The organism is Microbacterium sp. 05T445 (assembly GCF_056395865.1).
Genome location: NZ_JBFTKJ010000002.1, coordinates 880,709 through 902,920, shown reverse-complemented (window position 1 = coordinate 902,920; position 22,212 = coordinate 880,709). Strand labels below are relative to the sequence as shown.

23 protein-coding genes are annotated in these 22,212 nt (G+C 71.2%); 5 read left to right on the top strand and 18 right to left on the bottom strand.

Annotation, left to right across the window (positions count from 1 at the left end; genetic code table 11):
• Positions 1-14 precede the first annotated feature (14 nt).
• A complete protein-coding gene (locus AC1DDU_RS13680; RefSeq protein ID WP_477434975.1) occupies positions 15-1,121 on the bottom strand; it encodes a polyamine ABC transporter substrate-binding protein in 1,107 nt (368 codons plus the stop codon).
• A gap of 119 nt (positions 1,122-1,240) precedes the next feature.
• Here AC1DDU_RS13680 and AC1DDU_RS13675 point away from each other — a divergent pair, with 119 nt between their 5' ends.
• Positions 1,241-2,410, top strand: coding sequence for a hypothetical protein (locus AC1DDU_RS13675; RefSeq protein ID WP_477434973.1), 1,170 nt, complete (start codon positions 1,241-1,243; stop codon positions 2,408-2,410).
• Positions 2,374-3,339 (top strand): SIS domain-containing protein, encoded by a 966-nt coding sequence (locus tag AC1DDU_RS13670; protein WP_477434971.1) that lies wholly within the window; start codon positions 2,374-2,376, stop codon positions 3,337-3,339. Before AC1DDU_RS13675 ends, AC1DDU_RS13670 begins: the two co-directional genes overlap by 37 nt.
• Positions 3,340-3,411: 72 nt before the next feature.
• On the opposite strand, the gene AC1DDU_RS13665 is transcribed toward AC1DDU_RS13670, so the two are convergent.
• The 5 genes from AC1DDU_RS13665 to coaBC all read right to left on the bottom strand — a co-directional run bounded on the left by AC1DDU_RS13665 (position 3,412) and on the right by coaBC (position 9,968).
• Positions 3,412-4,440, bottom strand: a complete 1,029-nt coding sequence (locus tag AC1DDU_RS13665) for an ATP-dependent 6-phosphofructokinase (RefSeq protein ID WP_477434969.1) — start codon at positions 4,438-4,440, stop codon at positions 3,412-3,414.
• 165 nt (positions 4,441-4,605) lie between these two features.
• On the bottom strand, positions 4,606-6,759 hold the full coding sequence (locus AC1DDU_RS13660; RefSeq protein ID WP_477434967.1) for a DEAD/DEAH box helicase: 2,154 nt from the start codon (positions 6,757-6,759) through the stop codon (positions 4,606-4,608).
• A 238-nt stretch (positions 6,760-6,997) separates the two neighbouring features.
• Positions 6,998-7,618, bottom strand: coding sequence for a hypothetical protein (locus tag AC1DDU_RS13655; protein WP_477434966.1), 621 nt, complete (start codon positions 7,616-7,618; stop codon positions 6,998-7,000).
• A 139-nt stretch (positions 7,619-7,757) separates the two neighbouring features.
• Positions 7,758-8,654, bottom strand: coding sequence for a glycerophosphodiester phosphodiesterase (locus tag AC1DDU_RS13650; RefSeq protein WP_477434964.1), 897 nt, complete (start codon positions 8,652-8,654; stop codon positions 7,758-7,760).
• Positions 8,655-8,732: 78 nt separating this feature from the next.
• Positions 8,733-9,968, bottom strand: coding sequence for a bifunctional phosphopantothenoylcysteine decarboxylase/phosphopantothenate--cysteine ligase CoaBC (gene coaBC / locus AC1DDU_RS13645; RefSeq protein ID WP_477434962.1), 1,236 nt, complete (start codon positions 9,966-9,968; stop codon positions 8,733-8,735).
• A gap of 69 nt (positions 9,969-10,037) precedes the next feature.
• Here coaBC and AC1DDU_RS13640 point away from each other — a divergent pair, with 69 nt between their 5' ends.
• The gene (locus AC1DDU_RS13640) at positions 10,038-10,754 is read left to right on the top strand and encodes an NRDE family protein (protein WP_477434960.1); all 717 of its coding nucleotides are present in this window, start codon (positions 10,038-10,040) and stop codon (positions 10,752-10,754) included.
• 149 nt (positions 10,755-10,903) lie between these two features.
• Here the strand turns inward: AC1DDU_RS13640 and AC1DDU_RS13635 are convergent, their stop codons facing one another.
• Genes AC1DDU_RS13635 through AC1DDU_RS13620 form a run of 4 tightly spaced genes read right to left on the bottom strand, consistent with a single transcriptional unit; the run spans position 10,904 to position 15,295 of the window.
• Positions 10,904-11,767: an aldehyde dehydrogenase family protein gene (locus tag AC1DDU_RS13635; RefSeq protein ID WP_477434958.1), complete on the bottom strand. Its 864-nt coding sequence runs from the start codon at positions 11,765-11,767 to the stop codon at positions 10,904-10,906.
• Positions 11,764-13,254, bottom strand: a complete 1,491-nt coding sequence (locus tag AC1DDU_RS13630) for an aldehyde dehydrogenase family protein (protein WP_477434956.1) — start codon at positions 13,252-13,254, stop codon at positions 11,764-11,766. Before AC1DDU_RS13630 ends, AC1DDU_RS13635 begins: the two co-directional genes overlap by 4 nt.
• 37 nt (positions 13,255-13,291) lie before the next feature.
• The gene (gene deoC, locus AC1DDU_RS13625) at positions 13,292-14,299 is read right to left on the bottom strand and encodes a deoxyribose-phosphate aldolase (protein ID WP_477434954.1); all 1,008 of its coding nucleotides are present in this window, start codon (positions 14,297-14,299) and stop codon (positions 13,292-13,294) included.
• Positions 14,300-14,350: 51 nt separating this feature from the next.
• Positions 14,351-15,295: a sugar-binding transcriptional regulator gene (locus AC1DDU_RS13620; RefSeq protein WP_477434952.1), complete on the bottom strand. Its 945-nt coding sequence runs from the start codon at positions 15,293-15,295 to the stop codon at positions 14,351-14,353.
• A gap of 189 nt (positions 15,296-15,484) precedes the next feature.
• On the opposite strand from AC1DDU_RS13620, the gene AC1DDU_RS13615 reads away from it, so the two are divergent.
• The gene (locus AC1DDU_RS13615; protein ID WP_477434951.1) at positions 15,485-15,688 is read left to right on the top strand and encodes a hypothetical protein; all 204 of its coding nucleotides are present in this window, start codon (positions 15,485-15,487) and stop codon (positions 15,686-15,688) included.
• A 90-nt stretch (positions 15,689-15,778) separates the two neighbouring features.
• Here the strand turns inward: AC1DDU_RS13615 and AC1DDU_RS13610 are convergent, their stop codons facing one another.
• The 7 genes from AC1DDU_RS13610 to AC1DDU_RS13580 all read right to left on the bottom strand — a co-directional run bounded on the left by AC1DDU_RS13610 (position 15,779) and on the right by AC1DDU_RS13580 (position 20,640).
• The gene (locus tag AC1DDU_RS13610) at positions 15,779-16,567 is read right to left on the bottom strand and encodes a hypothetical protein (protein WP_477434949.1); all 789 of its coding nucleotides are present in this window, start codon (positions 16,565-16,567) and stop codon (positions 15,779-15,781) included.
• A complete protein-coding gene (locus tag AC1DDU_RS13605) occupies positions 16,564-17,535 on the bottom strand; it encodes a bifunctional riboflavin kinase/FAD synthetase (RefSeq protein WP_477434947.1) in 972 nt (323 codons plus the stop codon). The genes AC1DDU_RS13610 and AC1DDU_RS13605 overlap by 4 nt, the downstream gene beginning before the upstream one ends.
• On the bottom strand, positions 17,532-17,975 hold the full coding sequence (locus AC1DDU_RS13600) for a hypothetical protein (RefSeq protein ID WP_477434946.1): 444 nt from the start codon (positions 17,973-17,975) through the stop codon (positions 17,532-17,534). Before AC1DDU_RS13600 ends, AC1DDU_RS13605 begins: the two co-directional genes overlap by 4 nt.
• 62 nt (positions 17,976-18,037) lie before the next feature.
• Positions 18,038-18,406 carry a hypothetical protein gene (locus AC1DDU_RS13595; RefSeq protein WP_477434944.1) on the bottom strand — a complete coding sequence of 123 codons (369 nt, stop codon included), beginning with the start codon at positions 18,404-18,406 and terminating at the stop codon, positions 18,038-18,040.
• Positions 18,403-19,302 carry a tRNA pseudouridine(55) synthase TruB gene (gene truB, locus AC1DDU_RS13590; protein ID WP_477434942.1) on the bottom strand — a complete coding sequence of 300 codons (900 nt, stop codon included), beginning with the start codon at positions 19,300-19,302 and terminating at the stop codon, positions 18,403-18,405. Before truB ends, AC1DDU_RS13595 begins: the two co-directional genes overlap by 4 nt.
• A complete protein-coding gene (locus tag AC1DDU_RS13585; protein WP_477434940.1) occupies positions 19,302-19,982 on the bottom strand; it encodes a nucleoside/nucleotide kinase family protein in 681 nt (226 codons plus the stop codon). Before AC1DDU_RS13585 ends, truB begins: the two co-directional genes overlap by 1 nt.
• Before the next feature lie 43 nt (positions 19,983-20,025).
• Positions 20,026-20,640: a hypothetical protein gene (locus AC1DDU_RS13580; protein ID WP_477434938.1), complete on the bottom strand. Its 615-nt coding sequence runs from the start codon at positions 20,638-20,640 to the stop codon at positions 20,026-20,028.
• 149 nt (positions 20,641-20,789) lie between these two features.
• Between AC1DDU_RS13580 and AC1DDU_RS13575 the strand changes: the two genes are divergently transcribed.
• Complete coding sequence (locus AC1DDU_RS13575) at positions 20,790-21,656, top strand: HhH-GPD family protein (protein ID WP_477434936.1); 867 nt, start codon at positions 20,790-20,792, stop codon at positions 21,654-21,656.
• A gap of 71 nt (positions 21,657-21,727) precedes the next feature.
• Here the strand turns inward: AC1DDU_RS13575 and rbfA are convergent, their stop codons facing one another.
• Positions 21,728-22,162, bottom strand: coding sequence for a 30S ribosome-binding factor RbfA (gene rbfA / locus AC1DDU_RS13570; RefSeq protein WP_477434935.1), 435 nt, complete (start codon positions 22,160-22,162; stop codon positions 21,728-21,730).
• Positions 22,163-22,212 lie beyond the last annotated feature (50 nt).

The following is a 22,212-nucleotide window of genomic DNA, read 5'->3' as shown; positions in this document are numbered from 1 at the left end:
TGCGGCGCGGCGGTTCAGTTCGTCGCGAGCACTTCGGCGTTGAGGTCGACGTACTTGAGCGAGTCCTCGCCGAGGTCGACGATGACCTCCTGGTCGAACAGCTCGTCGACGGTGATGCCGAGGGTCGGGTAGGACTCGATGAGGGCAGGGTCCAGCGCCTCCATGGCGGTCTGGTTCGGCACCTTGTAGAGGATGTTCTCGGCGACCCACGTCTGCACCTCGGGGTCGAGGATGTAGTTCAGGAACGCCATCGCCGCCTCCTTGTTCTTGGAGGACTCCAGGACGGTCATGGTGTCGACCCAGAGGTCGGCGCCCTCGTCGGGGACGACGAACGTGATGCTCGGGTCCTCGGCGATGCCGTAGTTGCACCAGCCGTCCCAGGCCTCGACCATCGCCGCCTCGCCGGAGACGAGCTTCGAGTAGAAGGTGGTGTCGTCGTACGCGAGGAGTGTGGGCTTGGTCTCCAGCAGCTGGGCCTTCGCCTCGTCGAGTTCGGCGTCATCGGTCGTGTTGACCGAGTAACCGAGCGCCTTGAGCGCCGGCATCGCGAGCCAGCGGTCGGTCGAGAGCATCGTGGTCTTGCCCGCCAGCTCAGGCTTCGGGTTCAGCAGGTCGTTCCACGAGGTGGGGGCGAAACCGGTGAGGTCGGGGCGGTAGCAGAGGCCGGTCGTCCCCCAGGCGTACGGCTCGGAGTACACGTTGCCCTTGTCGTAGGGCAGCTCCAGCGCCTCGGAGTACAGGTTCTCCTCGTTGGGGATGAGCGACTTGTCGAGCTTCGCGAGGATGCCCTGCTCGGCGAGCGCCTGGGCGTACTGGCCGGACACGAACGCGACGTCGATGCCGGGGTCGGCGCTGGCGGTCAGCTTCGCCACGATGTCTTCGTTCGTGGTGTGGTTCACGATCGTGGTCTTCACCCCGGTGGCTGCCTCGAACTTCTCGGCGAGGTCTTCGGGGTAGTAGTCGGCCCAGATCGACACGGTGAGGGTCTGCTTGCTGAGATCCGCCTCGGGATCGAGCGTCTCCCCACCACCGCCTCCCCCGCCGCCGGCGCAGGCGGTCGCGGTGAGGGTGAGGGCGAAGACGCCGGCCGCTGCCGCGGCGATGCGACGCTTGCTGGGCATGTGATACCTCCTGGGACGTCGGAAAGGTTGAGCGATTGTTGCATCGCCACTGAAGAAACCGCAATGGATTCCCACGATTGCTGGCGCCGAGTTTTCATGATTGTTACAATCCGGATTCAATGAACTCGATCGATGGCGACCTGCCCGTCGTCGGCGGACGCGTGCTGTCCGTCGCCGAAGACGGACGCGTGCTGGTGGACGGCCTGCGGCCCGTCGCCGGCGACGGCATTGCCCGCGCGCTGGCACGACTCGTCGTCGAGGACGTGCCCGGCGATGCGGCGGAGACCGCCATCGCGGTCGACCAGACGAACACGTCGTTGATCGTCGACGGGCGTCTCGTGGTGAAGGTGGTCGGCCGCTGGGCGGCCGCGGATCGGGCGGGCGAGCTGCTCGCGATGCTCGCGGCGGCCGGTTCGGCGGACGTCGCCCCGGTGCACGGCCGCATCGCGTGGCGCCACCCGACGCTCGGCGAGTCGACGCTCGCCGTCGTGACCGGATACCTCCCCGGTGCCGCGGACGGCTGGACGTGGGCCGTCGACGACGTCGTGGCGACCCTCGAGGGCGCCGCCGAACCCGACTGGCCCGGCACGCTCGGGCAGATCGTGGCGCGTGTCCACGACGTGCTCGCCGCGGCCGCGCAGCCCGCCGAGCCGGACGCACCCGCCCTGCGACGGCAGCGGGCCGAAGCGACGCTCGCGGCCGCGCTCGCGGCGACCGCAGGCCCGACCCGCAACCGGCTCCGCAATCGGCGCAGCGCGCTGGAGCACGGCATCCGCTCTCTCGTCGCCACCTCCCCCGGCCTCGAGTTCCCGATCCACGGCGATCTGCACGTGGGGCAGGTGCTGGCGAGTCCCGACGCTGCCGGCGGGCGGCGTTACACCGTGATCGACTTCGACGGCGATCCCCAACTCGCCGCATCGGATCGTGAGCGACCGGATGCCGCGGCCCGCGATGTCGCGCACCTCCTGGTCTCGTTCGACCTCGTCGCCGCCGTCGCGCAGCGGCGCCTCGGACGCGCCGACGCCGCCGCCTGGCGATGGGCCGACCGCGCACGAGCCGCGTTCCTCGGGGCGTATCTCGAGGGACTTCAGCGCGACGGCCTCTTCGACGCCGCCCTTCTTCCTGCCTTCGAGGCCGAGCAGCTCACCGCCGAGCTGTTGTACGCCGACCGGTTCCTGCCGGTGTGGCGCTATGCGCCCGACGCGGCGATCACCCACCGCTACCCGTCGACGAACGAACTCCCGGAGGTCCCGTGGACACCGCCGCCTTCCGATCCGACCTCGAACTGATCCCCGGCGCGCTCGACGCGCTGGCCGACGCACTGGACGCGGGACTCCCGGGCCTCGAACGGCTGCCCGCACTGCGGGCGAGCCGCGTGCTCGTGCTCGGGATGGGGTCGAGCCGGTACGCCGCCGAGGTCGTGGCACGCCGTCACCGCGAGGTCGGAACCGCCGTGACGGTCGAGTGGGCCTCGGCAGAGCAGCTGCCTCCGCCGGCCGCGGATCTCGTCGTGGTCGCCGTGTCGGCCACCGGTGGGAGCGTCGAGGTGCTGCACGCGATCGAGCGCTACCGCGGCACGGGCCGCCTGGTCGCCGTCACCAACCGCCCAGAGTCCGAGCTCGGACGCCGCAGCGACGTCGTGGTGCCCCTGCTGGCTGGGACCGAGGCATCCGGGGTCGCGTGCCGGACGTTCCGCGCCACGTTCGCCGTGCTGGACGCCGTGCTCGAAGCGCTGGTCGGCCGGACCCCGGTACAGCGCTTCGATGCGGCGATCCTGCGCCGCGCCGCCGCCGCCAACGCCGGGCTCCTGGAGCGCTCGCGCTCGTGGCTGGACGCGGCCGCCGCGCTCGTCGGCGGACCCGACGGCGCGTGGATGCTCGCCCCCGTCGAACGACTCTCCAGCGCGCAGCAGTCCGCGCTGATGGTGCGGGAGGTCCCGCGGCGAACCGCCTTCGCCTCCGAGTCGGGCGACTGGTCGCACGTCGACGTCTATCTCACGAAGACCACCGACTACCGCGCGGTCGTCTTCGCAGGGTCGCGCTGGGACGAACAGGCCCTGGAGTGGATGGGCTCGCGCGGGTCGCGGTACGCCGCGGTCGGCGCCCCGCTTCCGGGCGCAGAGCTGCACATCCCGTTCGACGACCACGCCGATCCGCGCGTCGCACTGCTCACCGAGCCGCTCGTCGGCGAGCTCGTCGCCGACCGCCTGCTGACCTGAGGCATCCGGAGCGGAAGCGGAGAGCGGATGCCTCGAGCCGAGGCATCCGCTCTCCGTCTGCGCGCGTCCTGCTCAGCCGAAGAGCGCCGCGGCCTCGTCGTAGCGGTAGCGCGGGACGGTGTTGAGCTCGCCGAGCGCCTCGGCGAAGGGCACGCGGACGATGTCGGTGCCGCGCATGGCCACCATCTGGCCCCACGCGCCTTCGACGACGGCGTCGGCGGCGTGCAGTCCCAGGCGCGTCGCGAGCACGCGGTCGAAGCCCGACGGCGAACCGCCGCGCTGGATGTGCCCGAGCACCGTGGAACGGGTCTCGATGCCGGTGAGGCGCTCGATCTCGGGCGCCAGGACCTCGCCGATGCCACCCAGGCGCGGGCGGTTGAAGGCGTCCAGCCCCTTGTCGCTGTAGGCCTCGTCCATGCCTTCGAGAGTGAAGCCCTCGGAGACGACGACCAGTGGCGCACGGCCGCGGTCGTGGGCCTTGGTGACGAGGGCGGCGATCTCGCCGATCGACATCGGCACCTCGGGGATGCAGATGGCGTGGGCGCCCGCCGCCATGCCGGCGTGCAGCGCGATCCAGCCGACGTGCCGGCCCATCACCTCGGCGACCATGCACCGCTGGTGCGAGTCGCCGGTCGTGCGCAGGCGGTCCATCGCGTCGGTGGCGATGTTGACGGCGGTGTCGAAGCCGAACGAGTAGTCGGTGGCGCGCAGGTCGTTGTCGATCGTCTTCGGGACGCCGAGCACGTTGATGCCGTCATTGGACAGGCGGTTGGCGGCTGCCAGGGTGCCCTCTCCGCCGATGGCGACGATGCCGTCGATGCGGTGGCCGTACAGCGTCTTGGCGATGTTCTCGGCGCCACCGCGCGGACCCTCGTACGGGTTGGTGCGGCTGGTGCCGAGGATCGTGCCGCCGACCTTCGACAGCCCCTTCACCTCGTGGCGGGTCAGCGGGAAGAAGTCGGCGTCGACGACACCGCGCCAGCCGTCACGGATGCCGACGAACTCGAGGTCGTAGCTCGTCGTGCCCTTGAGCACCATGCCGCGGATGACCGCGTTGAGTCCGGGGCAATCGCCGCCGCTCGTCAGGATGCCGATCTTCATGCTGTGTTCCTCGCTGTCGGGAGAAGAGGGACGGCGACGCTGCCTTCTCCCGACACTAGTGCCGGAGGACACCGCCCTGCCACACGCGTCGAGGCGCGGCATCTGCGTCGCGGGTACGACGAAGGGGCGGCGCGAACCCGCACCGCCCCTTCACGTGTGGAGGACCTACGCGGCGCCGAGCGCCTGACGCAGCACGTGCATGAGCGCCGACAGCTGCACCGAGTCGCTCGACTGCGGGTCGACGGCCTCGCCGTCGAGCGCGCGGGCGGCGAGCCCCTGCTTGGAGTCGATCAGCTCGGCGATCTTCGTGTCGATCGTGTGCGCCGCGATGATGCGCCACGCGGTGACAGGCTCGTCCTGGCCGATGCGGTGCACGCGGTCGATCGCCTGCATCTGCTCGGCAGCCGTCCACGACAGTTCGGCGAGGACGACGTTCGAGGACGCCTGCATGTTCACGCCGACACCGGCCGCGGTCAGCGAGCAGACCGCGATGCCGACCTCGGGGTCGTTGTTGAACGCGTCGATCGCCTGCTGGCGTGCCGCGGTGGCCTGGTCGCCGCGCAGCGACACCGTCTTCAGGCCCGCGGCTGCGAAGTGCGCCTCGGCGGTGTCCATGACGTCGATGTGCTTGGCGAAGAAGACGACCTTGCCGACCGAGCGCTGCAGCTGCACGGCGTAGTCGGCGGCGAGCACGGCCTTGGCCTGACCGATCTTGCGCACCATGGTGAAGACGTTCTCCGACCCGGTGCCCGCGGCCTTCGACTCCTCGAGCTCGTTGTGCGCGACGAGACGCACGATGTCCTCGTCGATGTGACCCGGGCCGTGGCCGCGGTCGCCGCGCGCCTCGATGATGCGGCGGTACTTCGCGGCCAGGCGCTCGCCCAGCTCGCGCTCGGCCTGGCGGATCGAGCGGCCGAACTCGTCGTCCAGCTCCACGGGGAGGTCGGCGATCAGCTTGTCGGGCAGGTCGGCGGCGACATCCTTCTTCTTGCGCCGCACGATGCCCATGGAGATGACCGCGTCGCGCGCCTCCGGGTAGAACGCCTTGTCCGCCGGCGTCAGACCGGTCTCGTCGAGCTTCTCCATGAGGACCGGACCCGGCTTCTCACCCGTGGTCCAGCCGAGGAAGCGCCAGATCGCGTCGAAGTCCTCGACGTCGTTGATCAGCGGCGTACCGGTGAGGGCCAGCAGCAGCGGGTTGTGGACCTGCTCGCGGATGCGGGTCGCCAGCGCGAGCACGTTCTGCGACCGCTGCGACGTGAGGTTCTTGATGAAGTGGGCCTCGTCGACGACCATGCCCTTCAGCCCGATCGAGCTGAGCCACGAGAGGTGTCGGTCGAGGATCTCGTAGTTGACGATGAACACGTCGGCGAACGCGTCGATGTCCTCACCGTCGCCCTGGATCACCGTCGCGCGACGGTGGGGCGTCCAGCGCTCGACCTCGCGCGCCCAGTTCATCTTCACGACGTTGGGAACGACCGCCAGGAGCGGATACGCGTTCGCGACGGATGCCGCCAGCACCGACTCCGCCGTCTTGCCGAGGCCCGGCTCGTCGGCGAGGAGGAAGGTGCGGTGACCCGCGCGAACCGACTCGAGGAACCGCGACTGGTGCGGCATGACCTCGAGGCCCTTCGGCGAGAGCCGATCGAACTCGGGCACCGGCGGAAGGTCCATCGACGCGGTCGCGCCGCCTGCGCCGGTCTCGAACGCCTTGTACAGCGGGCCCATGAGCTCCCAGCTGTCCAGGCGCCGACGCGGGGTCTCCTTCGGCGCGCGCGCCGTGAGGTCGGGGGCGAGGAACGGGTTGGCCTCGCGGCGGGCCTCCACCTGCTGCGGAACGACCTGTCGCTCGGCGAGCGCGGCGGGCACGACAGGGGCCGAGACCGGCGCCACGTCCGTGATGATGAGCTCGTCCGGCGCGAGCTCCGCGCCCGACTCGAGCAGCCAGTCGCGGCGCATCCGGCGCGCCACCGGCGAGGTGGCCTGATCGACCTCGAGCAGCTGGATGAGCGAGGTGTCGCGGGCGGCGGTCTTCGCGAGGATGGTCGCGACGCCGTCGAGCCGCTTCAGCAGCTCGGCGCGCGCGGCATCCGTCAGCTCGGCGTCTCCCTTCACCCGTGCGCGCTCCTCGCGCACCAGGAACGCGATGACCTGGAACTTGACGCGGTTGGTCGGCCCGAGCTTCCCGCGCTGGGCCTTGGCCTCGACCTCGCGCACCTTGCGGGCGAGGATCGGGATGATGGGGGCCTCGTCGTCGCGGCGTGCGGACGAGGTCTTGCGGCGACGCTGCGCCGTCTGGGCGGGTGCCGTGGTCGGCATGCTCCTCCTGAGCGTGAGTGCCGGGAACGGGCCCGGCGAGGATCGGCTTGCACCGATGGTTGAGCGTGCTCCCGCGGGCGGCGCGTGCGCCGTCACGAACGCGGGATCGGGGTTGCGCCACCGGCGGTCGCGGGCACTCGCTTCTGCGAGCTGCGACATCGTCAGCGGATTCCCCTCGCCCCAGTCTAGCGGCCCATGCGGCCGAACGGGGGAACGCCGTGTCGGCGGGCGCGGCGGCTCAGCCCCACAGCGTCGCGACGACGTCCTCGGTGTACCCCTCGGGGGCGAAGTTGATCCACGCCGTCGTCACGAGCCCGCCGCCGCCGACGTAGTGCGTCTCGCCGCGCGTGTACTCCTTGTCGTCGAGCGTGACGCCCTTCTGCTCGATGCGGCACACGGTGCCCTCGCCCATCGCCTCGCACCCGAAGCCGGCGGCGGGGAGCGCCGCCAGGATCGCCGACGCCTGCTCCGCGTCGATGCCGGTGACGTTGGTCGCCAGGCCGTACTCGCTGGGCTTGCCCCACGAGCAGCGCAGCGTGGGCGCGCCACCGTGGATGATCTCCAGGAGATCGGCGTTCTGGGTGGAGAGCATCGTCACGCCGGGGTCGTTCAGCGGCGGGTTCGCCGTCTGCAGCTGCGCCAGCATCGCGGCGGAGTAGATCTGCGTGCAGTCCGCGGGGACGTCGAAGTCCGCCTGCGGCTTCTGCGTCTCGATCGGAGAGAGCGACGGGTCGGGCGTCGGCTCCTTCATCGTGATGGAGGGACTGCTCGACGGGGTCGCACCGGGCTCGGGACGGCATCCCACGGCGACGACCGCGACTGCCACCAGCGCGAGGCATCCGATCGCGATCCGTCCCATCGGCAACTGCCCGGCCATCTGCACGCACCCCCATCGATCGCCCGCGAGGCGCGCGGGACGATTCGACACTAACGACCAGAACGGCAGGATGCCGCGGGCCACGCCGCGGCGGCGGCTCAACAGGCGCGCGATGCCGCCGTCACTGCCCGGCGAACGCGCTCTGCCACTCCGACAGGGTGTGCGGGTCGTCGGTGACGATGCCGTCGACGCCCAGCGCGGTCACCGCGTCCCACTGGGTGTCGCTGTTGAGCGTGTAGACGACCACCCTCGCACCGGCGGCGTGCAGCTCCTCGACGATGCCCGGTCGTGCCAGCACCGCCTTGCGACTGACCACGACGCCGCGCGCCCCGGCCTCGGCGACCGCGCTCACCACGTCCGACGGCAGCTGCTTGAGGATGAGCAGCCGCGACAGCACGTCCGACCGGTCCGCGGCGAGCGCCAGCGTGCGGGCGTCGAAGCTCGCGAACACGATGCGGCGCTGGAGGCCGCGCGCGGCGACCGCGTCGACCGCGGCGCCCACGGTCGCGGCATCCCACCCGCCCTTCAGCTCGACGATCGCGCGGCCGTCGGCGTCGACCAGCACGTCGAGGAACTCGTCGAAGGTGGGGACGAGGGTGCCCGCGTAGGCCGACCCGAACCACGCGCCCGCGTCGAGGGCGCGCACCTGGGCCAGCGTGAGCGTCGCCAGCCTGCCATGGCCGTTCGTGGTGCGGTCCACCGTCGCGTCGTGCATGAGCACGGGCTGCCGGTCGGCGGTGAGGGCGACGTCGACCTCGACGTATTCGAAGCCTCCGGCGAGCGCGGCGGTGATGGCCGGCAGCGTGTTCTCGGGCGCCGTCGCCGCTCCCCCGCGATGGCTCGCGATGAACGCGGCCTCGCCGGGTGTTCGTTCGGCGCCCATGAGCTCGTGGGAGCTGACGCGCGCCGGCGTCGCGCCGAGGAACGCGATCACGATGCTGGCGGTGGCGAGCAGGCACATCACAGACAGGGCGTGGATCCGGTCGCGCGGGCGATCGGATGCCGCGGAGTAGGGCATCGGGCATGTCCTCCGGGTCGTGCGCCACGTCCTCGTCGACGTGGTGCGGACCACTCTACATGCGCCGTTACTCTTTCGTTACTTAAGATCCGCGCTGGTTTCGCGCACCGCGAGAACCGCGTTCCACAGCGCCTCCGCCACGTCCTGCTTGCTGCCCCGCCGGGCCGCGACCACCTCGCCGCCGGCGTCGATGATCGTCACCGCGTTGTCGGCGGACTCGAACCCCTTCGACCAGCCCACCTCGTTGACCGCCAGCAGATCGGTGCCCTTGCGGGCCGCCTTGCGCCGGCCGCGATCGAGGAGCGTCTCCCCCTCGCCCGGCGTCTCGGCGGCGAAACCCACGATGGTCTGCCCGGGGAGCCGGTGCGCGACCAGGCCCGCCAGGATGTCGGCGTTCTCGACCAGGTCGAGCGTGATGGCGCCGTCCGGCGCGGACTCCTTGGAGCGCTTGTGGGTCGAGACCTCCGCGACGCGGTAGTCGGCGACGGCGGCCGCCATCACGACGACATCGGCGACACGCGCTTCCGTCTCGACCGCCGCACCGAGTTCGTCGGCGGTGCCGACGTGCACCACGCGCAGGCGCGCGCCGCCGGGCGTCGCCGTCAGTACACCGTCGTCGGTGTGGGCGGCGATCAGCACCACCTCGGCGCCGCGCTCGACCGCCGCGAGCGCGACGGCCACGCCCTGCCGTCCGCTGGAGCGGTTGCCGATGTAGCGCACCGGGTCGATCGGCTCGCGGGTGCCTCCCGCGCTCACCACGACGCGAAGTCCCTCGAGGTCGCCGCGGCCACGGTCGACTGCCGACAGCGCGACCTCGAGGATCGCCTCGGGCTCCGACATCCGTCCGGGCCCGCTGTCGCCGCCGGTGAGCTCGCCGTCTTCGGGCCCCACCACGATGACTCCGCGCTCGCGCAGGGTCGCCATGTTGTGGGCCGTCGCGGGATGCCGCCACATCTCGGTGTGCATCGCCGGCGCCACGACGACCGGCGCCGTGGTGGCGAGTAGGGTCGTTCCGAGGAGGTCGTCCGCGAGTCCCGCGGTCATCTTCGCCAGGGTGTTCGCCGTCGCGGGCGCCACGATCACGAGGTCGGCCGCCCGGCCGAGCGCGACGTGACGGACCCGTGCGACGTCATCGTGGACGGAGGTGGTGACGGGGTGGCGGCTGATCGCCTCCCACGTCGGCATCCCCACGAAGCGCAGCGCGTCCTCGGTCGGGACGACATGCACCTCGTGCCCCGCCTTGACCAGCAGGCGCACGAGCTGAACCGTCTTGTAAGCGGCGATGCCACCGGTGACCCCGACTACGACGAACACCCTCCGATCTTGGCACGATCGCCCGACACACGGCCCGCGTCGCGGGCCGAGGAAGCGAGCAGTCCGCAAATGTGCACCGTCGTCATCCGCGTCCCCGAATCGGCGGACGAGCCGACGCGCGTCCTCGCGATCCGCGACGAGGACCCGGAACGGCCGTGGAATCCGCTGGGCCGCTGGTGGCCGGAGGCCCACGACGGCGTCGTGGGGGTGCGCGATGTGCGCGCGGGCGGCGCGTGGCTGGCCGCCGACCCGGATGCCGGCCGGCTGGCGGTGCTGCTGAACCGCGCCGACGAGTCCACCCGCCCCGAATCCGAGCTGCAGTCGCGGGGCGGCATCGTGCTCGCCGCGGTCGCCGGCCACTCCCCCGCCGGGCAGCCGCCGACGCACGGCTTCAACCTCGTCGAGGTCGAAGGCCCGCACGCGCGGGTGCTGACATGGGACGGCGTGACGCTGCGCACGACCGAGCTCGCCCCCGGGACGCACATGGTCGCTCACGACGACGTCGACGACCCCGGCACGCCGCGCATCGTCCGGTGGCTGGGCGAGTTCCGCGACACCTCGATCGCGGACGACGCGCGATGGTGGATGCCGTGGGTCGAGGTGCTCGAGCGCTCCGCCGAGCTGCCGCCCACCGACGACGCCGCCATCATCCGCGACAACCGCCCGTACGGCTACCCGACGCTGTCGCTGCTCGCATGCGTCGCCTCCGTCTCAGCGCACGACGTCGACGTGCACTACGGCGAGCTGCGTGAACCCGGGCAGTGGGGCGGCCTCGAGCTGGCGTGAAGGGGTCTGAACGCCCGCGGGTTCCGGGACGTCTCGTCTCGCTCGTTCCTCACTCGCTCAACGACCGGTTCCTTTGCCCCGGTCGTTGAGCGAGGGAGCGCCGGCGACCGAGACGAAACGCCTCAAGCGTCCGGCGAACCTCCGCGCCGCTACACGAGCGACTTCGGGTGCCAGACGGTCTTGGTCTCGGTGAACGCGGTGATGCGGGCCAGGCTCGGGGCCGCGGCATCCGGTCCGTTCTCGGGCGGCAGCACGCGGGTGAGCGTCTCGGCGGCGGCGATCTGCAGACCGATCCAGTCGAGTTCTCCGGCGCCGACGAGGTCGAGCGCGTGCACGTCGGGGTGCGACGCCAGCCACGGCGCGATCTCGGCAGGCGAGCCGGTCAGCACGTTCACGACTCCCCCGGGCACGTCGCTCGTGGCCAGCACCTCGGCGAGCGAGATCGCCGACAGCGGGTAACGCTGCGACGCGATGACGACGACGGAGTTGCCCGTGACCAGCGCGGGTGCGATCGCCGACACCAGGCCGACGAGCGCGGTGTCCTGCGGGGCGATGACGCCCACGACCCCGGTGGGCTCGGGCACCGAGATGTTGAAGTACGGACCGGCGACGGGGTTGCCGTTGCCTGCGACCTGGCCGAACTTGTCGCACCAGCCGGCGTACCAGACCCAGCGGTCGATCGCCTCGTCGACTTCGGCGCCCGCGGCGGCCGTGGACACACCGGTCTGCTGCACGATCTCGTCCACAAACTGCGCACGGCGGCCCTCGAGGATCTCGGCGACCCGGTACAGCACCTGCCCGCGGTTGTAGGCGGTGGCCCCCGACCAGCCCTTGCCGGCGCCGCGAGCTGCGACGACGGCATCCCGTGCGTCCTTGCGGGACGCGAGCGCGGCGTTCGCGAGGAAGTCGCCCTTCGGCGTGGCCACCTCGTACGTGCGGCCAGACTCGCTGCGCGGGAAGGCGCCGCCGATGTACAGCTTGTACGTCTTGGGAACGGTCAGTCGCTTGCTCATGCCGAGACCTCCTTCTTCGCAGCGCGGGCTTCGACGGCGCGAGCCGCCGCCGACGCACCCTTCAGGTAGGCGGCGAGGCCGTGGCGGCCGCCCTCGCGGCCGTAGCCGGACTCCTTGTAGCCGCCGAACGGCGACGACGGGTCGAACCGGTTGAACGTGTTCGCCCACACCACGCCCGCACGCAGCTTGTCGGCGACGGCGAGGATGCGCGACCCCTTCTCGGTCCACACTCCCGCCGACAGGCCGTACGGCGTGTTGTTCGCCTTCGCGATCGCTTCGTCGGGCGTGCGGAAGGTCAGAACCGACAGCACGGGCCCGAAGATCTCGTCGCGCGCGATGCGGTGGCTCGACTGCACGTTCGTGAAGATCGTCGGCGCGAACCAGAACCCCTTGTCAGGGATCACGCAGTCCGCCGTCCAGCGTTCGGCGCCCTCCTCATCGCCGATCCGCGACAGCTCGCGCACCCGGTTGAGCTGCTCGAGCGAGTTGATCGCGCCGATGTCCGTGTTCTTGTCGAGCGGGTCGCCCAGGCGCAGGGTGGACAGACGCGCCTTGAGCCGGTCGACGACCTCGTCATGGATCGACTCCTGCACCACAAGACGGCTGCCCGCGCAGCACACCTGACCCTGGTTGAAGAAGATCCCCGTCACGATGCCGTCGATGGCCTGCTCGATCGGGGCGTCCTCGAAGATGATGTTCGCGGCCTTGCCGCCGAGCTCGAGCGTCACCTTCTTGTCGGTGCCGGCGACCGCCTTCGCGATCTCCCGCCCGACGGCGGTGGAGCCCGTGAACGCCACCTTGTCGACATCGGGATGCCGCACCAGCGCCGCCCCCGTCGCGCCGGCACCCGTCACGATGTTGACGACGCCCGGCGGCAGGTCGGCCTGCTGCAGGATCTCGGCGAAGAGGAGCGCGGTGAGCGGAGTGGTCTCGGCGGGCTTGAGCACGACCGTGTTGCCTGCCGCGAGCGCCGGGGCGATCTTCCACGCGAGCATGAGGAGCGGGAAGTTCCAGGGGATCACCTGGCCGGCGACGCCGAGCGGCTTCGGGTCGGCACCGAGGCCCGCGTAATCGAGCTTGTCGGCCCACCCCGCGTAGTAGAAGAACCACGCGGCCACCAGCGGCACGTCGACGTCGCGGCTCTCCTTGATGGGCTTGCCGTTGTCGAGGCTCTCGGCCACGGCGAGCTCGCGGGCCCGCTCCTGCACGAGGCGGGCGATGCGGAACAGGTACTTGCCGCGGTCGCGGCCGCTCATCTTCGACCACGTCTTGTCGTAGGCGCGTCGCGCGGCGGCGACGGCGGCATCGACATCCGCCTCACTCGCCGAGGCGATCGTCGCGATGTGCTGCTCGTCGGAGGGCGAGATCGTGGCGAACGACTCGCCCGTGCCCGGGCGGAAGTCGCCGTCGATGAACAGCCCGTACTCGTCGCGCAGATTGAGGATGGCGCGGGACTCGGGCGCCGGTGCGTACTCGAGGAAACTCATGAGTGCATCTCTTTCGGTTGCTGAGCCTGACGAAGCATCAGTCGATGGTCACGTAGTCGGCGCCGGAGTAGTGCCCGGTCTTGAGCTTCTGCCGCTGCAGGAGCACGTCGTTGAGAAGGCTGGACGCCCCGTACCGGAACAGGTGCGGCTGCAGCCACTCCTCTCCGGCGATCTCGGCGACGGTGACGAGGTACTTGATGGCGTCCTTCGAGGTGCGGATGCCGCCGGCCGGCTTCACACCGACCTTCTCGCCGGTGGCCCGGTACCAGTCGCGCACGACCTCCAGCATCAGGAGGGTCGTCGGCAGCGTCGCCGCCGGCTGCACCTTCCCGGTCGACGTCTTGATGAAATCGCCGCCGGCGAGGATCGCCAGCCACGACGCGCGCTTGATGTTGTCGTATGTGGTGAGCTCACCGGTCTCGAGGATCACCTTGAGCGAGGCGTACGTGCCGTCCGCACGGCGGCAGGCCTGCTTGACGCGCGCGATCTGGTCGAAGACGAGCCCGTAGCGGCCGGCGAGGAACGCCCCGCGGTCGATCACCATGTCGACCTCGTCGGCGCCGTGGGCGACCGCCTCGGCGGTGTCGGCGAGCTTGATCTCCAGCGATGCCCGGCCGCTCGGGAAGGCCGTGGCGACCGCGGCGACGCTCACTCCCCCGTCGTCGGGGTCGCCGTGCGCGGCGCCCAGCGCCTCGACGGCGTAGGGCACCATGTCGCCGTAGACGCAGACCGCCGCCACGCGGGGGCACGTCGGGTCGGAGGCATCCGGGTTCAGCGCCTTCGCGACCAGCGAGCGCACCTTGCCGGGGGTGTCAGCGCCCTCGAGCGTGGTGAGGTCGATGAGCTGGATGATCTTGTCGAGGGCCCACGCCTTCGACGTCGTCTTGATGGAGCGGGTTCCGAGGTCGGCGGCGCGCTGCTCGAGCCCGACGGCGTCGACTCCGGGGAGCCCGTGGAGGTAGCGCCGCAGCGTGGTGTCGTCGGGCTGCCCGCCGAGCAGCTCGACGGCCCGCTCGGGCAGCGTCACGATGGAGGTGCCTGACATGTCATGACCTGTCTTTCGTGGGATGGGATGTGGGAGTGCGGCAGACCGCGGTCAGCCGTCGAGCACGTGTCGTGCGGTGGACTCGTCAGTGACCAGCACCGTGCACAGACCGGATGCCACGACCGCGGCGGCGACGGGCCGTTTCGCCTCGCCTGCGATCGCGGCGATCGCGGTGCCGGCGCCCCGCAGGTCGTCGAGCGAGAGGCCGATGGTGCGGGCGTCGAGATCGGGGTCGACGGTGCGTCCGTCGGCGTCGATGTAGCGCCCCACGACATCGCCCACCGCGCCGGCGGCGACCAGGCGATCGATGTCGGCCGGTGTGAGATACCCGCTGTCGACGTGGACCGACCGATGGTCGGCCGCACCGGCGCTGAACAGGTAGGCATCGGCGGAGCGGGCCGTCTCCAGGATGCGCGCGACGACACGATCGGCCTCGATCGCCTCCTTCGTCGCCCGCTGCTCGAGGATGGCGGGGCTCGGCAGCAGCGCGGCGCTGCCGCCGCCCTTCTGCGCGATGCTGACCGCGGTGGCCGCGGCGGTGCCCGGCCGCTGGCTCATGCTGACGCCGCCGTTGATCTGCACCACGTCGGTGCGCGACGACCAGCCGTCGCGCAGGTGGTGGGCGACGTCCGAGAGCGTGCGGCCCCAGCTGACGCCGAGCACACGCGGGCTCGGGCGGAGGGCGGCCAGGTGGTCGGCGGCGGCCTGGGCGACGCGCTCCTGCAGCTCGTCCTCGTTGCGCACGCCGGCGCGCGAGACCACGACGGCATCGGCCAGTCCGCGCTCGACGCGGAGGCGACGCTCCAGCTGCGGACGGCGTGCGCGGGAGTGGAGGATCTCGATGCGCACGAAGCCCTCCTCCTTCGCCTGCGTGAGGAGGCGCCCCACCTTCCAGCGGGTGATCTGGAGGCTGCGGCCGATCTCCTCCTGCGTGAGGTTCTCCTCGTAGTAGAGCTCGGCGGCGCGGATCGAGAGGAGTTCGTCGACGGCGTCCACGATCCTCCCTTCGTCGTCCTTTCCAGGCTGGCACACGCGAGCGCGTCCCGCCAACATCTGCTGAGACTTTGCTCAGATGAGCAGCACCGGCGAGCAACGGCTTCGCACTGGTCGGCACGTTCGAGCTGGGTCGGACGGCCCGTGCACCCGGACTATCCTTGGAGATTGGCACCGACAACAGGAGATCCCGTGATCCTCAGCTTCCTCATCTTCATGATCCCCTTCCTCGGAGGCTTCTGGCTGATGGGCACCTCTTTCGGTCTGCCCGACTACAACGCCCTCGCGTTCTGCGGCGGCCTCCTGCTGGTCACGCTGGCCATCGCCTTCATGCTGCGCGAGCGCGGCTCGGCCACCCGCCGCTCCAAGAACTGGTCGGGCAACGCCACCGAGTGACCCCTCGCGGTCCCGACGTCGCCCGACGACGAGGACCGCTCCGCGCCGTCCGGCGTCGCTTCGAGGTGTGCCCCTGCGGGTGCCGCCGATCTACGGGGCGGGTGTCGGCGCGGTCGTCCCGTGCGGCGCCGGCGGCTCGTACGGGGGCGGCGGCGAGAAGGCGGTCTCGCGCAGCAGGGAGTCCACGAGCTCGTCGGGCGTGACGCCACGCCGCGCGGCCTCTGCCCGCAGCAGCGACACCGAGGCCGCCGACAACGGCACATCCGTCCCTCCGGGAACCGCGCGGTCGCGCAGCAGCAGCGACAGCACGGGGACGACGATGGCGCCGAGCGCCGCGAGGATCGAGACGATGCCCAGCAGTCGGGAGTAGAGCTCACCGCCGTACTCGTCGGTCCAGATCGGGACGACCACCATGAGGAAGACGATCGCGAAGAGCGCCAGCGTCACCATCAGCCCGACACGCACGGCCGTGCGGCGCCGGTCGGCCAGCAGCAGAAGCAGCGAGGCGAACGAGAACGCGACGGAGGCAGCGACAGCCGTCCACAGCGAGTCCCAGAAACCCTCCGCGTCCCAGGCAGGCTGGGCCCAGACCGCGACGAGCACCAGGACGGCGGCGAGCACCGACACGCCGGCACCGACGTAGCCGACCGTCTGCAGCCGTCGTCCCGCGAGGGACACGCAGCACAGCACGGCGACGCTGAACGCCCCCACCACGGACGTCGTGCTGAGCACGCGCCACGCCGTCGGCCCGAGCTCCGCGCCGAGCAGGACCACGATGCCGCTGATCGCGGCGGCGCTGAACGAGACGACGATGACGGCGACGATGATGCGGCGAGCGAGCGACACCGGAGTGCGCGGCTTGCTCGCCGGATCTGTCATGTCAGCTCCTCACGCACCTTCGCGACGTCGGCGGTCATCGTCTCGATGAGCGGTGCGATGCCCTCGAACGCGACCATACCGCGGATCCGGGCCACGAACTCGATCTCCACGACGTGGTCGTACAGGTCGAGCTCGGTCTCGTCCAGCACGTACGCCTCGACCTGGCGCACGTGGACGTCGTCGAACGTCGGGTTCGTGCCGACGCTGATCGCCGCGGGGTAGCGCACGCTGCTGCGCGGCTCGGATGCCCCGTCCCCCGGCGCGCCCTCGTCCACGAGCCAACCGGCGTACACGCCCTCGGCCGGCACGAAGCCCTCGAGGTCATGCGACAGGTTCGCCGTCGGGAAGCCGAGCTCGCGCCCGCGCTTGAGCCCGTGCACCACTTCGCCGCGCACGGCGTGCGAGCGGCCGAGCAGCCGGGCGGCCCCGGCGACGTCGCCGGCGTCCAGGAGCTCGCGCACCCACGTCGACGACACGCGGCGCCCCGCGTCGATGGCGCGCACGTCGTCGACGACGTCGACGTCGAAGCCGAACTCCGCGCCCAGTTCGCGCAGCAGCTCGGGGTTGCCGGCGCCGCCGCGGCCGAAGCGGAAGTCGGCGCCGACCATCACGATCCGCACGCCCAGCGCGCCGACGAGGACGTGCTCGACGAACTCGCGCGCGCCGAGGTCGGCGAGCGCACGGTCGAAGGTGAGCATGAGTGTGGCGTCGACACCCGCGTCGGCGAGCAGGCGCAGCTTCTGCTCCACGCCGACCAGGCTGTCGGGGCAGATCTCGGGGCGCAGCAGGGCCAGCGGGTTGCGGTCGAACGTCACCGCGACGACCCGCGCCCCGGCGGCCGCGGCATCCACCCGCGCCCGATCGATCACCGCGCGGTGACCCGAGTGCACGCCGTCGAACTTGCCGATGGCCACGACCGACGGGCCGAACCCGGCGGGGACCTCGCTCGGATCGCGGAAGACGATCACGACGCGACCGCCGCCGGTGCGGGTGCCGCGGCCTCGGCGACGGGGCGATGGGTCGCGAGCCACCACAGGCCGAGGAAGGGCAGCACGAGGGGAACGAAGAGGTAGCCCATGCCGAACCACGACCACACCGTGGGGTGGGCGAACAGCTCGGGCATCACGAGGCTCAGCGTGCCGATGACCAGCACACCGACGAGCTCGAACACGATCGCCACCCACGCGACGACGTACCAGCCGCGCCGGCCGGCGAAGACGAGCGCGAGGGTCGCGACGATGTACACGACCGCCGAGAGGGCGGACAGGGTGTAGGCGAGGGGTGCCTCGTCGAAACGCTCGACGATCTGCACGAAGGACCGACCGGTGGCGCCGAGCGCCATGATCGCGTAGACGATCACGAGCACACGACCGATGCCGGTCATACGGGGGCGGGCGGGCGACGACATAACCCCACGATTTTAGTTCGGATGCCGGGGCCTTCGGCCCACCCCAGGATCGGAGGCATCCCTCAGGCGCCCTGGACGGTCCAGATCAGGTACATGCGCCACACCATCACCGCGATCGACAACGCCGCGATCCCCATGATGACGGTGCTCCACCGGCTGCGTTCGAGCAGCGCCCAGGCCACCGCCGCGAACGGCAGCAGCACGGCCGAGACGAGGTAGACCCAGAACTCCAGCAGGCTGCCCGACGGCGGGTTGCCGGCGAACGGCGCCACGATCGCGATGACGACCTGCGCCAGCAGCAGTAGTTCGACCAGCGCGAGCGAGCCCACCGTCCAGTCGCTCGGACGTCGGCCGGCGAGTCCGGCGATGACGCAGAACAGTCCCGCCGCGACGGCGACGACGACCTGCGCGATCGTGAACCACAGGATCATGGGGCTGCCTCCTCGGGCATGTTCATCGCGCTCTTCACATCCGCGCCGCGGCGTTCGACGATCCCGACCAGGGTGCCGTCGGGGTCGATCGCCGCCATCGGGCCGGATCCGAGCCGCTCCGCGGCACCGCCCAGCCGCTTGCCGTGGCGCAGGTCGCGGGCCTCGTCGGCGGTCACATCGAACCGCCCGAGCACGGCGGTCGCGGCAGCGGCGGGCTCCAGCAGCCGGGAATCCGCGAGCGCGTCGAGCGGTGCGGCATCGGCGACGTCGAACGGGCCGATGCGCGTGCGCCGCAACGCCGTCAGGTGGCCGCCGACGCCGAGTGCGGCGCCGAGGTCGCGGGCGAGGGAGCGGATGTAGGTGCCGCTGGAGCAGTCCACGACGACGTCCAGGTCGACCACTCCCGCACCGGCATCGGTGGGACGCCGTTCGGCGAGCACGTCGAACCGCGAGACCGTGACCTCGCGCGCCTTCAGCTGCACGTCCTCCCCCGCGCGGGCGAGGTCGTAGGCGCGACGCCCGTCGACCTTGATGGCGGAGTAGGTGCTGGGCACCTGCGAGATCCGCCCCGTCAGCGGCGCGATCGCGTCGAGGATCACGTCGGAGGCGAGGAAGGAGGCATCCGTCGTCGCCACCGCCTGGCCGTCGGCGTCGTCGGTGTCGGTCGCCACGCCGAGACGGATGGTCGCCTCGTAGGTCTTGTCGAGCCCCACGATGAACGTCAGCAGCCGCGTCGCGCCCTCGACGCCCAGCACGAGCAGGCCCGTCGCCATCGGGTCGAGCGTGCCGGCGTGGCCGATCTTGCGCGTGCCGAGCGCACGACGCGCGCGGGCCACGACGTCGTGCGAGGTGATGCCGCCCGGCTTGTCGACGAGCAGGAGTCCGGATGCCGCCATCAGCCGCGCCCCACGATGCGCGGGTGCGCGAGGTCGGAGTTGTCGACGACGACGGATGCCGCTTCCCGCGGCTGCGACTCGTTCAGGTAGATCTCCTGCCCCTGGCGATAGCGGACGTTCGAGGGCGCGTCGGGGTCCGGGTCGGACCCGTCGCGCAGCGCCATGCGTCCGTACGAGATCTCGAACGGCACGTCGAGCCACACCGACCAGTCCCACAGGTCCCGCAGCTCGGGACGGTGCAGGAAGATGCCGTCCACGACGAGCACGGCATCCAGCGGCGCGGTCACCCACTGCGACTCGACCGGTGCGTCGCGTGCGACGTCGAACGCCGAGAGCTGGAACCCGGTCGTCCCGGCGGTCTGGGCGCCGTCGCGGAACGGGTCGATGAGCACGCGGCGGAAGGTCGCGTAGTCGTAGGAGTCGAGGTAGAACCCTTCAGGGCTGCGGCGTCCTCGCGCATAGCGCTCGGTGCGCGGGCGGTGGAACCCGTCGATGCCGGCGCGGAACACCGCGTCGCCCGTCTCGGCGAACACCTCGGCCAGCCCGTCGGCGAACACCGACTTGCCCGCCCCATCGAGTCCGTCGACCGCGACGATCACGCGCCCCGCGGAGTATCGCCGCCGCACGCGATCGCGAAGCTCGCGCCACAGCGTCGTCGTCGGGGTGACAGGAAGGCGCATGCTCCCAGCCTACGGCGCCGCCGCCGCAGCCCCGGCGCCCGGGTCAGCCGCAGAACTCGTACGGAATCCCTCCTGCCGTGACACCGACCTCGGTGATCTCCTCGGGATCGCCCTCAGGATCCAGGTACGGCTCGGGGGCGTCGTAGTCGGACGCGCTGTGGAAGCCGAAGATCATGTTCCCCGCTCTCAGATAGCGGGAATTGCGAAACTCCAGGGTCGCGTCAGGGAAGGCTGCGAGCACGTCGGTCGTCGTCGAGCCGACTCCGAGCCCCTCCACCGTGCGCGGGCCATTCGGAGAATTCGTCGTCAGGTACCCCAGAGTCCCGTCGGACTCCGCCATCCAGACATCGACATCGTCCTGCCCGGACGGATCAAACTCGCGCAGGAACGCACCCTCGCACACCTGCTCGTAACCCGGGGCGACATCCAGAGCGTCCGCCAACGGCATGCCGAGCCGGTAAGGTCCGACACCGTCATCGCTGAGGACCCATGTCGACGGGTCGTCCGGGTCGGGCGCAGAAGGCTGGTCGGGCTTCGGCGTGGCGGTCGCTTCCGGCTCGGAGACGACCGGCCCCGCCTCCGACTGCGTGGCTGCCGGACTCGCCGTGGTTCCCGCCGAACTGCACGCCGTCGCAGCGAACGTGCAGACGGCGAGCACGGCAGCCGATGCCAACAGACGCATATGACTCCTTCAGGATCGCCTCGCTGAACGATATGCGAGTTCCCTTCGCGGGAGTTCTCGATCGCGTCGTTCGTGACGAGGTCGTTGCTGAACAGCACCGCCCCCGGCCACTTAGGCTGGAGCGCATGCCCGAACTCGCCGCTCCCCTGGTCGAGTGGTACCGGCACAGCGCCCGCGACCTGCCGTGGCGGCGGCCCGGTTTCGGGGCGTGGGGCGTGCTCGTCAGCGAGTTCATGCTGCAGCAGACGCCCGTGAACCGGGTCATCCCGCATCTGGAGGCGTGGCTCGCGCGCTGGCCGACACCTGCCGACCTCGCGGCAGCCGCTCCCGCCGACGCCGTGCGGCAGTGGGCGAACCTCGGATACCCGCGTCGTGCGCTGTGGCTCCACCGCGCCGCCGTCCAGATCCGCGACCGCCACGACGGCATCGTCCCGCGCGACGTCGACGCGCTCCTCGCGCTCTCGGGCATCGGCGACTACACGGCGCGCGCGGTCGCGGTGTTCGCGTACGGCGACCGGCATCCCGTCGTCGACACCAACACCCGGCGGGTGCTGGCACGTGCCGTCGACGGCAGGGCTCAGCCCGGGCCGCCGGCACGACGCGACCTCGACGCGATGACCGCGGTCCTCCCGCCGGATCGGGAGACGGCGGCCGTCGTCGATGCTGCGGCCATGGAGCTCGGCGCGACCGTGTGCACGGCCCGCACGCCCCGCTGCGATCAGTGCCCGCTCGCCGACCGCTGCGCCTGGCGCGCCGCCGGCTACCCCGACACCGGAGACGACCGCCGCAAGCAGGCGCGCTACGAGGGCAGCGACCGGCAGGCGAGGGGCGCGGTGCTCAAGACGCTGCGGGATGCCGCAGCCCACGCCGTTCCGCTCGCCGAGGTGGTGCCGGACTGGCCCGACCCGCTGCAACGCGATCGCGCGATCGACTCGCTCATCGCGGACGGGCTGGCCGAGGCATCCGACGGGGTCCTGCGCCTGCCGTCCTGATCACCGGCCGGGAAACCGGACACGCCGCGACCGGTGGAACCGGGCACGGCGTGTCGTGAGTGACGTGGGACTCAGTCCGCTTCGTCGAACTCTTTCGGCTTGAGGTACGGGTCGGACTCACCGGCGTACGTCGCGCTCGAGGCGATGCCCGCCACGGCCTCGTCGCGCTCACGAGCCTCGCGCAGCAGGTCCTCGATGTGACCGGCGTTCTCGGGGATCGCGTCGGGGATGAACTCCAGCGACGGGGTGAGACGGATGTTGAGGTGCTTGCCCACCTCGGAGCGCAGCATCCCGGTCGCCGACTTCAGCGCGGCGGCGGATGCCTCGCGCTCCTCCGGCGAGCCGAGCACCGTGTAGAACACGGACGCGTGCTGCAGATCGCCGGTCACGCGGACGTCGGTGATCGTGACGAACCCGAGTCGCGGGTCGCGAAGGCCCTTCTCGAGCCGCTCGGCCAGGATCACGCGGATGCGGTCGCCCAGGCGGGCCTGACGTTCCGAAGACATGATGATGCTCCTTCCGAAGCGTGAGGGACGCCCCGTGGACCGGGGCGCCC

Bases quoted from the DNA above. Each gene is read 5' to 3' on its own strand.
- AC1DDU_RS13680 (WP_477434975.1), bottom strand. From the start codon at position 1,121: ATGCCCAGCAAGCGTCGCATCGCCGCGGCAGCGGCCGGCGTCTTCGCC.
- AC1DDU_RS13675 (WP_477434973.1), top strand. From the start codon at position 1,241: ATGAACTCGATCGATGGCGACCTGCCCGTCGTCGGCGGACGCGTGCTG.
- AC1DDU_RS13665 (WP_477434969.1), bottom strand. From the start codon at position 4,440: ATGAAGATCGGCATCCTGACGAGCGGCGGCGATTGCCCCGGACTCAAC.
- AC1DDU_RS13660 (WP_477434967.1), bottom strand. From the start codon at position 6,759: ATGCCGACCACGGCACCCGCCCAGACGGCGCAGCGTCGCCGCAAGACC.
- AC1DDU_RS13655 (WP_477434966.1), bottom strand. From the start codon at position 7,618: ATGGGACGGATCGCGATCGGATGCCTCGCGCTGGTGGCAGTCGCGGTC.
- AC1DDU_RS13650 (WP_477434964.1), bottom strand. From the start codon at position 8,654: ATGCCCTACTCCGCGGCATCCGATCGCCCGCGCGACCGGATCCACGCC.
- AC1DDU_RS13640 (WP_477434960.1), top strand. From the start codon at position 10,038: ATGTGCACCGTCGTCATCCGCGTCCCCGAATCGGCGGACGAGCCGACG.
- AC1DDU_RS13635 (WP_477434958.1), bottom strand. From the start codon at position 11,767: ATGAGCAAGCGACTGACCGTTCCCAAGACGTACAAGCTGTACATCGGC.
- AC1DDU_RS13630 (WP_477434956.1), bottom strand. From the start codon at position 13,254: ATGAGTTTCCTCGAGTACGCACCGGCGCCCGAGTCCCGCGCCATCCTC.
- deoC (WP_477434954.1), bottom strand. From the start codon at position 14,299: ATGTCAGGCACCTCCATCGTGACGCTGCCCGAGCGGGCCGTCGAGCTG.
- AC1DDU_RS13610 (WP_477434949.1), bottom strand. From the start codon at position 16,567: ATGACAGATCCGGCGAGCAAGCCGCGCACTCCGGTGTCGCTCGCTCGC.
- AC1DDU_RS13600 (WP_477434946.1), bottom strand. From the start codon at position 17,975: ATGTCGTCGCCCGCCCGCCCCCGTATGACCGGCATCGGTCGTGTGCTC.
- AC1DDU_RS13595 (WP_477434944.1), bottom strand. From the start codon at position 18,406: ATGATCCTGTGGTTCACGATCGCGCAGGTCGTCGTCGCCGTCGCGGCG.
- truB (WP_477434942.1), bottom strand. From the start codon at position 19,302: ATGGCGGCATCCGGACTCCTGCTCGTCGACAAGCCGGGCGGCATCACC.
- AC1DDU_RS13585 (WP_477434940.1), bottom strand. From the start codon at position 19,982: ATGCGCCTTCCTGTCACCCCGACGACGACGCTGTGGCGCGAGCTTCGC.
- AC1DDU_RS13575 (WP_477434936.1), top strand. From the start codon at position 20,790: ATGCCCGAACTCGCCGCTCCCCTGGTCGAGTGGTACCGGCACAGCGCC.
- rbfA (WP_477434935.1), bottom strand. From the start codon at position 22,162: ATGTCTTCGGAACGTCAGGCCCGCCTGGGCGACCGCATCCGCGTGATC.